Annotated in this window: 11 protein-coding genes; 6 read left to right on the top strand and 5 right to left on the bottom strand. The window is 61.1% G+C overall.

The window, feature by feature from the left end:
• Positions 1 to 36: 36 nt before the first annotated feature.
• A complete protein-coding gene (locus tag FHT85_RS17190) occupies positions 37 to 348 on the bottom strand; it encodes a hypothetical protein (RefSeq protein WP_112336570.1) in 312 nt (103 codons plus the stop codon).
• A gap of 111 nt (positions 349 to 459) precedes the next feature.
• Here FHT85_RS17190 and FHT85_RS17185 point away from each other — a divergent pair, with 111 nt between their 5' ends.
• The 3 genes from FHT85_RS17185 (at position 460) to FHT85_RS17175 (ending at position 6,162) form a co-directional block, all read left to right on the top strand.
• A complete protein-coding gene (locus tag FHT85_RS17185; protein ID WP_183774190.1) occupies positions 460 to 4,146 on the top strand; it encodes a peptidoglycan-binding protein in 3,687 nt (1,228 codons plus the stop codon).
• A gap of 286 nt (positions 4,147 to 4,432) precedes the next feature.
• Positions 4,433 to 5,356 carry a sulfite exporter TauE/SafE family protein gene (locus FHT85_RS17180; RefSeq protein WP_112336572.1) on the top strand — a complete coding sequence of 308 codons (924 nt, stop codon included), beginning with the start codon at positions 4,433 to 4,435 and terminating at the stop codon, positions 5,354 to 5,356.
• A complete protein-coding gene (locus tag FHT85_RS17175) occupies positions 5,353 to 6,162 on the top strand; it encodes a TIGR02186 family protein (protein ID WP_112336573.1) in 810 nt (269 codons plus the stop codon). Before FHT85_RS17180 ends, FHT85_RS17175 begins: the two co-directional genes overlap by 4 nt.
• On the opposite strand, the gene FHT85_RS17170 is transcribed toward FHT85_RS17175, so the two are convergent.
• Positions 6,163 to 6,666 carry a winged helix-turn-helix transcriptional regulator gene (locus FHT85_RS17170; RefSeq protein WP_112409876.1) on the bottom strand — a complete coding sequence of 168 codons (504 nt, stop codon included), beginning with the start codon at positions 6,664 to 6,666 and terminating at the stop codon, positions 6,163 to 6,165.
• A gap of 111 nt (positions 6,667 to 6,777) precedes the next feature.
• Between FHT85_RS17170 and FHT85_RS17165 the strand changes: the two genes are divergently transcribed.
• Positions 6,778 to 7,338 carry a dihydrofolate reductase family protein gene (locus FHT85_RS17165; protein WP_112409875.1) on the top strand — a complete coding sequence of 187 codons (561 nt, stop codon included), beginning with the start codon at positions 6,778 to 6,780 and terminating at the stop codon, positions 7,336 to 7,338.
• On the opposite strand, the gene pdeM is transcribed toward FHT85_RS17165, so the two are convergent.
• Complete coding sequence (gene pdeM, locus FHT85_RS17160; protein WP_112336576.1) at positions 7,335 to 8,072, bottom strand: ligase-associated DNA damage response endonuclease PdeM; 738 nt, start codon at positions 8,070 to 8,072, stop codon at positions 7,335 to 7,337. The two genes, FHT85_RS17165 and pdeM, sit on opposite strands and share 4 nt — an antisense overlap.
• A 41-nt stretch (positions 8,073 to 8,113) precedes the next feature.
• The gene (locus FHT85_RS17155) at positions 8,114 to 10,624 is read right to left on the bottom strand and encodes a ligase-associated DNA damage response DEXH box helicase (protein WP_112336835.1); all 2,511 of its coding nucleotides are present in this window, start codon (positions 10,622 to 10,624) and stop codon (positions 8,114 to 8,116) included.
• A gap of 277 nt (positions 10,625 to 10,901) precedes the next feature.
• Between FHT85_RS17155 and FHT85_RS17150 the strand changes: the two genes are divergently transcribed.
• Together FHT85_RS17150 and FHT85_RS17145 are read left to right on the top strand one after the other, a co-directional pair.
• Entirely contained in the window at positions 10,902 to 11,405 is a 504-nt protein-coding gene (locus FHT85_RS17150) for an RrF2 family transcriptional regulator (protein ID WP_112336577.1), read from the top strand.
• Between the two features lie 29 nt (positions 11,406 to 11,434).
• Positions 11,435 to 11,896 carry a carboxymuconolactone decarboxylase family protein gene (locus FHT85_RS17145; protein ID WP_015338745.1) on the top strand — a complete coding sequence of 154 codons (462 nt, stop codon included), beginning with the start codon at positions 11,435 to 11,437 and terminating at the stop codon, positions 11,894 to 11,896.
• A gap of 218 nt (positions 11,897 to 12,114) precedes the next feature.
• Here the strand turns inward: FHT85_RS17145 and FHT85_RS17140 are convergent, their stop codons facing one another.
• The gene (locus tag FHT85_RS17140; protein WP_112336578.1) at positions 12,115 to 13,155 is read right to left on the bottom strand and encodes a glutamine synthetase beta-grasp domain-containing protein; all 1,041 of its coding nucleotides are present in this window, start codon (positions 13,153 to 13,155) and stop codon (positions 12,115 to 12,117) included.
• Positions 13,156 to 13,246 lie beyond the last annotated feature (91 nt).

The following is a 13,246-nucleotide window of genomic DNA, read 5'->3' as shown; positions in this document are numbered from 1 at the left end:
CCGCCGGACCTTTAGATTCCGGCCACTGTCATACTCTTACAAAATATTGACGTTTGCGTAAACGTCAAATTCGTGTCTCGCGGTGAAATTTTGGTGAAGCCGGTGAGGAAGAGCATTCCGCATATCGCCGATACGCCCCTCCCCCTCGGCAACCGGGCACCGCCTGCGTGCAAGAATATCAGGCCGTGGGACAGCAGAACCGAAATAAAAGGTTAAGACTTCCCACAAACTTAACGAGTTGTTTACCACGTTTCGTAAATTGTAAGAGTTGAGCAGCAGTGCTTCGGGTTTCTTCAACTTATGCTTGGAAATCGCGCTGTCTTTGCCGCTCTGTTTGAGGAAAGCCAATACATTTATCCCTTTCCGAACGACGGATGCAGACAGCGCGGCGATATAGCAACGTCTTCTTCCATCAGCATGACGGCCCGGGGTGGTCCATAGTTCAAGGCGAGCAAAGATATGAGCGGATCGCGATCAAATCCTACCGGTACGGGCGACTGGACGTCGCTGGATGCTCTGAGCCGCACGATCGAGGGGCTGGAAGCACGCATCGAAGGGCTGATGGGAACCGCCGCCGCGCGCGATACGCGCCAGCGCGTCGCTGCGGGCTATGCGCCGGCCCCCGAACGAGCCGCCTCGGAGCGGATGCCGCCCCGCCCAGAACGCGAACAATATGCCAGCCGCGCATACGAGCGCCCGCTGCGTAATGAACGCCATGAGAGCGATCTCCGATCAGATCCGCTTGCCGAGATCCGTCAACGCCAGCGCACGCTGGAAGCAAACCGCGAACGTCTGCAGCCACGGCGCGAGGAAATCTCGCACGCAGAACCGCAGCCGGCCCGGCGGCCGATCGACAACCATGCGCAGCGCCAGCCGATGCGGGCTGCAGCCGCCGACGCACCGGTCGATATCGCCCAGGCGCTCGTTAACCTCCGCCAGGATCTGAAGCGCGACATCGCCGAAAGCGTCACTCGTGAAGTCACCGCTCTGCGCGCCGAAATCCGCGATATCCGCGAAAACGCCGAGGACAAGCATTTTGTCGCCGATGTCCGCCAGGACATGGCCAGGCTTGCCGACAGCATCAACCAGCTCGCCGGTCAGCCGGAAACCGCCGGGCTGAAAGCCGAATTCGACGAGCTGCGTTCGCTAATGGACGGCCTTGCCCGCGAGGAATCCCTGCATCACGTCGAGCGCCAGGTGAAGGCGATCGACACGTCCGGCCTGCAGGACGAGCTCGTCTCCCTTGCCTACCGCCTCGATGACATCAAACAACATCTCGGTGGCATGAATGACAGCCCGGCCGTGCATGCGCTGGAAAACAAGCTGCTGACGATCGCAACCGCGATGGAGTGCCTCGGCTCCATGATGCAGCCGCAGGACCAGGCCATGCAGCGGCTGGAAGGCCGCCTCAGCGGTCTCGCCGACCAGATCGACCTGATGAGCCGCGATGCTGCCGGCCGGCGTCAGCCTGCCGACGATCTTTCCGGCCGCCTCGAAGCGCTCGCTATGCGCATCGACGAGCTCGGCAGCGCCAAGGCCGTCGCCCGCCTCGAGGAGCGGCTGGACCAGCTTTCGCACTTAATGGAACGTGCGCAGAAGGCCGCGCCGCAGCCTGAACTCGTCACCTATCTCGCCGACATCTCCCACAAGATTGATGCGCTGGAACATGGGTCCGTCGGCAACGTATTGGCCGACCGGCTGGATTATCTTGCCCGCCGCATCGACGAGATCGATTTCCACCCGCCTGCGCCGGCAGCAAGCCTCGACGACAGCATGGCGCGCCGGCTCGAAGGCCGCCTCTCCGACATCGCAGCCCGCCTGGAAGCAAGCACCGCAGCACCGCCGACGGATACGCAGGCACTGCGCAGTCTCGAAGAGCAGATCGCCCATCTCTCGACATTGCTGACTGCCGAACCACGGGCCGTTGCGGATCATCTGCCCCCGGATTTCGATCGCCGCATGAGCGCGCTCGAAGACTATATGGCGACGAATGACGAATATATCATCGAAGCGGCCCGCCATGCGGCGGAAACCGTCGTCGAGGCCTATTCCCGCGAAGGCGGAATGATGAACGGTTCGCAAGCAGCCGACATGTCGGCTTTGGCGGCTCTTGCGGACGATCTTCGTCATCTCGAGGACCTCAGCCGCGCCACCGACGAGCGGACGCATCGCACCTTTGAGGCCCTGCATGACACGCTGCTGCAGATCGCCGACCGTCTCGATCATATGGAGCAGCGCAAGCCTGCGCCCGCCATGCCGGCCGCGACATTCGAAAGCGACGTTTTCGCCGAAGAGGATGCTCCGGGCCTGAAGCCGCCCATGGCGGCGCAGCAGAAGGCAGGTCCGATCATCCGCACGGTTGCGCCAGCAGAATCCTTGGTCTCCGGCGAAGTCGCCGTCGCACAGGCGATCGACGCCAATACGAAGGCCGAAATCAAGGCAGCCGTGAAGAAGAGCGGCAAGTCCAGCCTGTTCGCGAGCCTCGGCAAGCGTTTCTTTACGCCGGAAAAGGCCGAGCCGATCTTTCCACCGGACCGTCCGGTCATCGAACAGGCGCCGTCGATTGATCCCGCCGACGTGATGCCCGGCGAAGAGGCCAACGAACTGCTGGAGCCGGGTTCCGGCGCACCCGATATCAAGAAGATCCTAGAGCGCGTGCGCGCCAGCCAGAACACATCGCGCAGCGGAAACGCGCGTCAGCCTACCGAAAACGAGCGGGCCGACTATATCGCAGCCGCCCGCCGCGCCGCGCAGGCCGCTGCCATGGAAGTCGACCAGACGCAACGCTCTGCCCCTGCTTCCAGGAAAGACGCCAAGAAGGGCGGCGCGTTCTCGCGCTTTCGCCGGCCGATCCTCCTTGCATTGGGCGCCGTCATGCTCGCCATCATGGCCTATCCGCTGGCGAACACGCTGACCCGCGGCCAGAAGGCGCCGGCGCCAGCCCAAGTATCGACGATGGTCGCGCCCGCCGATAGCGCCACGACCAATACCGTCGCTGCCAATATGAACCCAGCCGCCAGCAATCAGCAGCCTGCCGCAAATCAGGCAGCCGCACCCTCGGTTTCCACGACGCAGACGGCAGAAGTCCGGCCCGCACCCACGGCCAGCGATCCCGTCGCCGCGCCTGCAAATGATCACCTGACGGCAGCGACCCCGCTCGACGGCAACCAGACGGCAAGCGAAGAGTTGGCACCTGCCGCCAGCGCACCTGCACAGCAGGCCGCCGCCTTCGTTCAGACCGAGAATACGGCGGCCGCAACTCCCGCCGCCACGCCGGCAGCGCCTGATATCACTGTGCCCGACGGCATCCAGCCGCCATCGCTCGTCGCTGCCGCAAAATCGGCCGATCCGGTCGCGCTCTTCGAAATCGGCGCGCGCTACACGGATGGCCGCGGCGTTGCTGCCGATATGAAGCAGGCTGCGAGCTGGTATCAGCTTTCGGCCGACAAAGGTTATGCCCCGGCACAGTACCGCCTCGCCAGCATGTATGAGAAGGGCAATGGCGTCGATCGCGATCTCGTCAAGGCCAAGCAATATTATGAGCAGGCCGCCAATCAGGGCAACGCCAGCGCCATGCACAATCTCGCGGTTCTCTATGCTTCCGGTACAGCCGGCCCGCAGGATTATGACAGCGCGGCGAACTGGTTTATCCGCGCCGCCGATCTCGGCGTCTCCGACAGCCAGTTCAACCTCGCGATCCTCTATGCACGCGGCAACGGTGTGAAACAGGACCTGCAGGAATCCTACAAGTGGTTTGCTATCGCCGCAAAGAGCGGCGACAAGGACGCCGCCCAGAAGCGCGATGAAGTCGCCAACGCCATGAAGCCGGCCGATCTGGAAAACGCCCGCGCCAAGGTCGACCTCTGGAAAGTGCAGCCGGCCGATCCGAAGGCCAACGGCACAAACATTCCTGACGAATGGACTACCGGCAAGGGTGTGAACACGGCCTCCATCGACATGAAGAAGGCAATCCGCAACATTCAGGCCATTCTCAACAAGAATGGCTTCGATGCCGGTTCGCCCGACGGCGCCATGGGTGACAAGACGGTAGCCGCCCTGAAGAGCTTCCAGAAATCCGTCGGCCTGCCGGCGGATGGACGGGTCACCGATCAAGTGGTCAAGGAACTGCTCGCCCGCAACAAGTAGCTCCGGGATTTCGTGCGAAAGCGATCTACCGACATGCCGGCGCCAGCGCGCCGGCATTTTGTTTAGGCGCTAAACGCTGCCGCATCCTCTGCAGAGGCTGGCCATTCCGCTATACAGCGTCACAGAAAAGTGGAAAAAACCGAGTTAGGGTGAAAGCGGCAATTCGAAAACTGTGGCGGCCCGGCCTTTCCTAAGGCTCTGGCAATGATTTCAGATTAGAATCCGCCGTTTAAGGGGAAATGGGCTTCGGTCACCGCGCCGAAAAGCCTGCAAATGGGAACAAGGCGTGACGATCTATCTGCCGATCGCAGAATTGTCGGTGAATATTTTCATTATTCTCGGCATGGGAGCAGCCGTAGGGTTTCTTTCCGGCATGTTCGGTGTCGGCGGTGGTTTTCTCATCACGCCTCTTCTGATTTTCTACAATATCCCGCCTGTTGTTGCCGTCGCCACCGGTTCCAATCAGGTCGTTGCCTCCTCTGTCTCGGGCGCACTCAGTCATTTTCGCCGCGGCTCGCTCGACCTGAAACTGGGCTCGATCCTGCTGGCCGGCGGTCTGGCGGGGGCGACCTTCGGTCTCTGGCTATTCGTGCTGTTGCGCAGGCTCGGCCAGATCGACCTGATCATCTCGCTGATCTACGTGATCCTCCTCGGCACGGTGGGCTCGCTGATGCTGTGGGAAAGCGTGCGGGCCATGCGTCGCGCCGCCGGCAAGCTGCCGCCAACAACCGGCAAGCCGCGCCATCACAACTGGGTGCAGCGGCTGCCGTTGAAACTGCGATTCAAGAAATCCAAGCTCTATCTCAGCGCCATTCCGGTCATCGGCCTCGGCTTCTTCGTCGGTATGCTGACGCCAATGGGTATCGGCGGCGGCTTCATCCTCGTGCCCGCCATGATCTATCTGCTGCGCGTGCCCACAAACGTCGTTGTCGGCACCTCGCTGTTCCAGGTCATTTTCGTGACGGCCTTCACGACAATCGTCCAGGCCGCCACGAACTATTCCGTCGATATCATCCTGGCCTTCCTCTTGATGGTGGCGGGCGTCATCGGCGCGCAATACGGCGTTCGCGTCGGCCAGAAACTGCGCGGCGAGCAACTGCGCGCGCTACTTGGCCTCCTCGTCCTGGCCGTCGGCCTTCGCCTCGTCGTTACTCTCCTGGTGACGCCGGCGGACGTTTACTCCGTCGTCATGGAAGGAGTGAGCCGATGAGGGGATTCGGACTGCTTCTTGCTACCGCTTTGCTGCTCGCTCCGTTCACCACGCAGGCGCAGGTGCTGCTCGATCAGCCGACGACCTCGACCACGGCGCGGGAGACGATGGAGATCGGCACGTCGACGAGCGAGATTGCCATTACCTCGGACTTCACCGGCGCCGATCTGACGATTTTCGGCGCGCTCTCCAATACCGACCAGCTGCTGCTGGCGATCGGCCAATACGATATCGTCGTCGTGCTCGAGGGCCCACGCGAGAATGCTACGGTACGCCGGAAAGAGCGCGTCTTCGGCATATGGGTCAACACCCGCTCCATGACGTTCGAGCATGTGCCGGAAGCCTATTCGCTCTCCAGCACGCGCGCGGTCGACAATATCACCACGCCGCTTGAACTCAGCGACCGCGGCATCGGCGTCGATCATATTCCGCTGACGCCGGTCGGCTTCGTCGGCAATGTCGGCGATGTTCCGGAATTCCGTAATGCCTTCCGGCGCCTGCAAAAGACAGGTGGGCTCTATGAAAGCGATCCTGCCGGCGTGCGCTTCGTCAGCTCCTCGCTCTTCAAGGCAACGCTCAGGGTTCCCGCCGATGTGCCGAACGGTGTGCATATGGTGCGCGCCTATCTCTTCAAGAGCGGCAAGTTCCTGAGTGAGAAATCGCTGCCGTTGCGGGTCATCAAGACAGGAATAGAGCAGACGATCACGGATGCAGCGCATCAGCGGCCGATCACCTATGGCATTCTTTCCGTGCTGCTGGCCCTTGTCACCGGCTGGAGCGCAAGTTTCATCTTCCGGAAGAACTGATCAGCCGGTTTTCCGGCGATTGGCGACTTCGAGATAGGCTTCGGTCAACCGGTCGAGCACCGAGGGCGTGCCCGGAGGCAGCACCTTGCCGAGATGCTTGGCACGCAGCTCGTCCATGAAATCATCCCAGAGCTTCCGGCCACCATCCTCCAGGAGCTCCGCCCGGATCGACAGCTCTTCGGACACCGGAAGATGCTTGCGGCCCCAGGCCCCCATATGAGCAAAGAGCGGCACGAGGTCTATCGCCATTTCCGTCAGGCTGTAGATAGCTTTCTGCTTATGCGTCGGATCATCTTCGCGGGTCAACAAGCCGCGCTCCACCAGCCGCTTCAGCCGGTCCGCAAGGATGTTGGAAGCAATCCCCTCCTGTGACTTCTGCAGCAGTTCACGAAAATGCCGGCGATTGCCGAACATGATGTCGCGGATGACGATCAGGCTCCAGCGGTCGCCGAGAATTTCCAGCGTCAGATTGATCGGGCAGCCAGAACGATGCAGCGCGTCCATAATGATCTCCAAAAAACTACTTGCATTTTGCCATCAGTCTAGCTAGCTTTCAACTACTTGCTTTTAACAACCAGTTTTGATTATGAGGCAGTTATCACAACGGAGGAAGTGATGAGAAAGCTCGTTATCTGGAATCTTATGACGCTCGACGGCTATTTCGAGGGAACCAAGCCCTGGGACCTCGATTTTCATATGCTCGCCTGGGGCGATGAGCTGGAGCACTATGCGACCGAGCTCGGCAAGGAAGGCGATCTGCTGATCTTTGGCCGCAAGACCTATGAAGGCATGGCCGCCTATTGGCCGACCGCGACGGAAACGTCTGACATCACCGCCTATATGAACGGCATCGCCAAGATCGCCGCCTCGCGGACGCTCGACAAAGCGGACTGGAATAATACCCGCGTCGTCGGCGACATTGTCGCTGAAGTGAAGAAGCTGAAGGAAGAACCAGGCAAGACCATGTTCGTCTTCGGCAGTGCTGAAGTGGCCGATGTATTGCTCAAGGCGGGGCTGGTGGATGAGCTCAGGATCTGCCTCGTTCCCGTCGTGCTTGGCAGCGGCAATCCGCACTTCAAACCGGCGGCCGAGCAACGGCCAATGAAGCTCATCGATTCATGCCCGTTGAAAACCGGCGCGGTGATCCTGCGCTATGAACCGGCGAATCCGGCCTAGGCCGAAAGATTGTCAAACCGGACGGAGTAGATGCGATCGCGGCCGAGCAGGTGCGCAATCAGGCTTTCCCGCGCGAAGAGGCCAGCCATGGCCTTGTGGCGCAGGTCGAGACCACCGGTCATCACGCCGAAGGCCGGCATCAGTAGGCGGCCGCCATCCGTTGCAAAGCACGGGCGGCGCACTGATTTCTCCCGACGCCGAACGGTGGCAGAGGGATGCAGATGGCCGGCGATCTCGCCGGCCTGCAATCCGGCCTTTGGCTCATGACGGAAGGTCAAACCACCGCAATGCATCTCGTCGACCGAGTGCCCCGGCAGGTCGACCGTGCCGTCCGGATCATGATTGCCATTGATCCAGATCCATTCGCGACCGCGGGCCATGTTGACGATCAGGCTGCGAAACTCGTCCGGCAAGTGCTGCGAACCGATGCGATCATGAAAATTGTCGCCCAGTGAAACGACGAGTTTCGGATCGTAGCGCGAGATGACGGCGGAAAGAACGGTCAGCGTCGCCAGCGTATCGTATGGCGGCAGCATCATGCCGCGGCGGGCGAAGGCCGCGCCCTTTTCCAGATGCAGGTCGGAGACGACGAGAATGCCGGCATCCGGCAGATAGAGCGCACCCAGCGGATCGCAGACGGCGGCGACACCATGAATGACGGCCTCCACACCCAGCGCGCTGGCTGTGCCATTGCCTTGAGCATTCATATCTCGCGCTAGCGCCAGGCGGTTCATCACTTTAACAATCTACCTTCGTCGTCTGCTTCGCAGCATCCCTATTCCATTGCCTCGCGGATCAGATCGTCGGCCGCTTCCGCAAGCAGAACGTCATGCGCCTCGCCCGGCACCGGCACCTTGCCGATTTCCAGCATCACCGGCACGGCGAGCGGCGAAATATGATCCAGCGCGCGATGGGTTATATGGCCCTTGATTCGCTTCAGCATATCCGCAAGTCGGCCAATATCCAAAAGTCCGGTCGCGGCGTCCTGCCTTGTGGCCTGCAGCAGGATATGATCGGGCTCATGGCTGCGCAGCACGTCGTAGATCAAATCGGCCGAAACCGTCACCTGCCGGCCGGTCTTTTCCTTGCCCGGATGCCGGCGCTCGATCAAGCCGGCAATCACGGCACAATTGCGGAAGGTGCGCTTTAAAAGAAAGGATTCGTCGAGCCAGGCCTCGAGATCGTCGCCGAGCATATCCTCGTCGAAGAGGTCGGAGAGGCTAAGACGGCCGTTGGCGATCATCAGCCCCATATCCTCCAGCCCCCAGATGCCGAGGGAATAATCGGTCGCGACGAAGCCCATGGGCTTGGCGCCGGCGCGCTCCAGCCTTCGGGTAAGCAGCATGCCGAGCGTCTGGTGCGCCAGCCTTCCCTCGAAAGGATAGGCGACCATGTAGGCGCGGCTGCCGCGCGGGAAAGTCTCGATCAGAAACTCATCGCGCTTCGGCAGCAGCGATTTCTCGTTTTGAATTTCCAGCCAGTCGCGCACCTGATCCGGCAGGCGGTGCCGCCGGTCGGGATCGGCAATCATCGCGCGCACCTGATCGGCGAGATAGGTCGAAAGCGGAAACTTGCCGCCGGCATAGGAGGGGATTTTCGGGTCCAGCGAGAAAGCCTGCGAGGCCAAGCATTCGCTTTCGCGGATGCCCTCGAAGCGCAGCACCTTACCGGAAAAGAGGAAGGTATCGCCGGGCGAGAGCTGCTCGACGAAATATTCCTCGACCTTGCCCAGCGGCGCGCCGCCTCTTCCAAGCGAGCCCAGCGCATTGCGCTTCACCAGCCGGATATTGAGCATCGCCTCTTCGACGATCGTGCCGAGATTCAAGCGATACTGCTGAGCGACCTGCGGATTGGAGACGCGCCAGCGGCCATCCGCCATCTTGCGGATGCGGGCATAGCGCTCATAGGTTCTGAGCGCATAGCCGCCAGTGGCGACGAAATCGACAATGCGCTCGAAGGTCTCCCAGGAAAGCTCGGCATAGGGAGCCGCGTTCTGCACCTCGTCATAGAGTTCGAGCATGTCGAAGGGTTCGGCGCAGGCCATGCCAAGCACATGCTGGGCGAGAACGTCGAGCGCTCCTGCGCCGATGGGCGGCGTGTCTTGGGCGCCCATATAGTTGGCATCAAGTGCTCCCTGGCATTCCATGACCTCGAAGCGGTTGGCCGGCACCAGGATCGCCTTGGAAGGTTCGTCCATGCGGTGGTTGGCGCGGCCGATGCGCTGGGCAAGGCGGCTTGCGCCTTTGGGCGCGCCGACATGGATGACGAGATCGACGTCGCCCCAGTCTATGCCGAGATCGAGTGTGGAGGTGGCGACGACAGCGCGCAAGCGGTTTTCCGCCATGGCCGCTTCCACTTTCCGGCGCTGGCCGACATCGAGCGAGCCGTGATGCAGGGCGATCGGCAGATTGTCGTCATTGGCCGACCACAGCTCCTGAAACAGCATTTCGGCCTGAGAGCGCGTGTTGACGAAGAGCAGCGTCGTGCGATGCGCCTTCAGCTCGCGATAGATATCGGGGATGGCATATTTGGCGGAGTGGCCGGACCAGGGGATGCGCTCTTCCGTCGCAAGGATCGAGATATCGGGCTTGGCGCCACCCTCGACGATGACGAGGCCGGCGTGGCGCTCTTCTCCCGGCCGCTGCGCCACCAGCCATTTCTGCAGGTCCATGGGATCGGCGACCGTCGCCGAAAGGCCGATGGTCTGCACGTGCGGCGCCAACTTGCGGATGCGGGCAAGGCCAAGCGACAGCATATGCCCTCGCTTGGAAGTGACGAGCGAATGCAGTTCGTCGAAGACGATGTATTTGAGGTCCTTGAAGAAGCGTTCGGCCTCGCGATTGGCGAGCAACAGCGCCACCTGCTCGGGCGTCGTCAGCAGGATATCGGGCGGATTGAGCTTCTGCCGCTGCCGCTTGCCAGCAGGCGTATCGCCGGTGCGGTTTTCGACCGATACGGGCAAGCCCATTTCCGAAACAGGCTTCATCAGGTTGCGCTCGATATCGACTGCGAGCGCTTTCAGCGGCGAGATGTAGAGCGTGTGGATGCCGGTGAAGGCCGAGCCGGGCGGAATCTTGCCGCGCCGGGTGAGGTCCGTCAGCGACGGCAGGAAGCCGGCGAGCGTCTTGCCGGCGCCTGTGGGAGCAATCAGCAGCGTGCTTTCGCCGGCCTCAGCGCGGGCCAGCAGCTCCAGCTGATGGGCGCGCGGCTGCCAGCCCTTTTCCGCGAACCAGCGGGTGAAGGGGGCGGGCAAGGCAAGGAGGCGGTCGGCGTCGATCTGGTCCACGGGCTGAATGTAGTTGAAATGTGGAGGATAGGAAGCGGGATGGCTGGAGAAGAGCAAGATGGGCCGCACGTTCTTTCACCAAGGCTGCTTAGGCCTGCTGGCTTCCACACGCACCGTCATCCTCGGGTCAAGCCCGATGATGACGAACCCTTCTTCTAGTAGCAGCTATAACCGGGCATTTCTCGCTCATTCGCCCAACAACAATTCTCTCGCATTCCTCGCTTGACTCCCACCATAATCATAGATAAAAAATATCCATGATTAGAAAGGCAAGAAAATGAAGCTCGGAGACGGCGTTGAACAATCCATTCATTGCGTCGGCATGCTGGCTGGCCTTTCCGATGGCGGCGTGCTGTCAGCAGCAGCGCTTGCCGAATTTCACGGTGTCTCTGTCAGCTATCTTCTGAAGCATCTTCAGGCGCTTTCGGGTGCCGGCATCCTCGATACCGTGCCGGGACCGAAGGGCGGATACCGGCTGGCGCGCAAGCCGGAGGAGATCACCCTGCTCGATATCGTGCTGGCCGCCGAAGGCCCCTCACCCGCCTTCCGCTGCGCCGAAATCCGCCAGCGCGGTCCGAACCCGCTGGAAGGGCGCTACTTCGCCAAGCCCTGCGGCATCAATGCCGCCATGCTGGCGGCCGAGCGCGTCTATCGGGCCGAACTAGCAAAGACAACGATCGCCGACGTGCTGACCGACCTCAGGCAGGCGGACACGGACGGTGGCATAGCCGCGAGAGGCTGCGCCTTTCTCGAGCTGCATGAACGCAAGACCAGAAACTGAACCTCAATTTAAACCCAAGGAGAAGACCCATGCATCCGCGTTTCAACTTCGCTAAAGCCTCCCCGGACTCCTACAAGGCCGTCGTCGCGCTGGAAAACTTCGTCCAGAGCAGCGGCCTCGAACGGCGCTTCATCCACCTGATCAAGCTCCGCGCCTCGCAGATCAATGGTTGCGCCTATTGCGTCGACATGCATGTGAAGGAAGCCCGCCATGATGGCTTGAGCGAACAGTGGATCAACCTGATGTGCGTCTGGTGGGAATCGCCTGTTTATGACGACCGCGAGCGTGCTTTGCTCCGCTGGGTCGATTCCGTCACCAAGATCGCCCAGACCGGTATTCCGGATGCCGATTTCGAGCCGTTGAAGCAGCATTTCAGCGAAGAAGAGATTGTGAAGATCACGGTCGCGATCGGCACAATCAACATATGGAACCGCCTTGCCGTCGGTTTCCGCTCGCAGCACCCGGTGGATGCGGCAAGCAAGGCTGCTTGAGCCTGCTTTCTCTGAGCGTGTTATGGCCGGAGCTCTCCCTTGAACGCCGTCATCCTCGGGTCAAGCCCGAGGATGACGGACCGTGGAGTTAGCAGCGAGGCCCAATAGGGTCTGAGCGACAGCCGCGGCCTGATAAAATTCCAAAACGAAAAACGCGGGACCAAAGCCCCGCGTCATTTATTGGCTCTCTCGTGCTTGGCAAGCAAGCGTGAAAGCTATCAAGCAGCAACCGAGCCGAAACCAGCCGTCGGAACTTCCGAGATGGTCTTCAGAACCTGGGAAGCGATCTGGTAGGGGTCGCCTTGCGAGTTCGGACGACGATCTTCGAGGTAGCCCTTGTAGTCGTTCTTGATGAACGAGTGCGGAACGCGGATCGAAGCGCCGCGGTCGGCAACGCCGTAGCTGAACTTGTTCCACGGAGCCGTTTCATGCTTGCCAGTCAGGCGCATGTGGTTGTCCGGGCCGTAGACAGCGATATGGGCTTCGAGGTTCTTGTCGAACTGAGCCATGAGCGCTTCGAAATAGGCCTTTCCGCCGACTTCGCGCATGAACTTGGTCGAGAAGTTGCAGTGCATACCCGAGCCGTTCCAGTCGGTATCGCCGAGCGGCTTGCAGTGGAACTCGATGTCGATGCCGTACTTTTCGCAAAGACGCAGCAGCAGGTAGCGAGCCATCCAGATCTGGTCGGCGGCCTTCTTGGAGCCCTTGCCGAAAATCTGGAATTCCCACTGGCCCTTGGCCACCTCGGCGTTGATGCCTTCGTGGTTGATGCCTGCTTCGAGGCAAAGGTCGAGGTGCTCTTCAACGATTTCGCGAGCGACATCGCCGACGTTCTTGTAGCCGACGCCGGTGTAGTACGGACCCTGCGGAGCCGGATAGCCCGCTTCCGGGAAGCCGAGCGGACGGCCGTCCTTGTAGAAGAAGTATTCCTGCTCGAAGCCGAACCATGCGTCTTCATCGTCAAGGATGGTCGCGCGGCTGTTGGATTCGTGCGGGGTGACGCCGTCGGGCATCATGACTTCGCACATGACGAGAGCGCCGTTGGTACGGGCCGGGTCCGGATAGATGGCGACGGGCTTCAGCACGCAATCGGAGCTGCGGCCTTCGGCCTGCATCGTCGACGAACCATCGAAGCCCCAAAGCGGAAGCTGCTCGAGCGTCGGAAATGCGTCGAATTCCTTGATCTGCGTTTTACCGCGCAGGTTCGGTACCGGGGTGTACCCGTCGAGCCAGATGTACTCGAGCTTAAACTTCGTCATTACGCACCTCATAACAGTTAATCAGGCGAAGTAGGAAAAACTTGGCCGGCGCGCCCGCCGGGAAATCCTCACTACGAACGGCTGGCAAGAG

This window comes from Rhizobium sp. BK312 (assembly GCF_014193605.1).
Classification (GTDB): domain Bacteria; phylum Pseudomonadota; class Alphaproteobacteria; order Rhizobiales; family Rhizobiaceae; genus Rhizobium.
The sequence above is the reverse complement of the archived record's forward strand: the minus strand, read 5'-3'. Positions and strand labels throughout refer to the sequence as shown.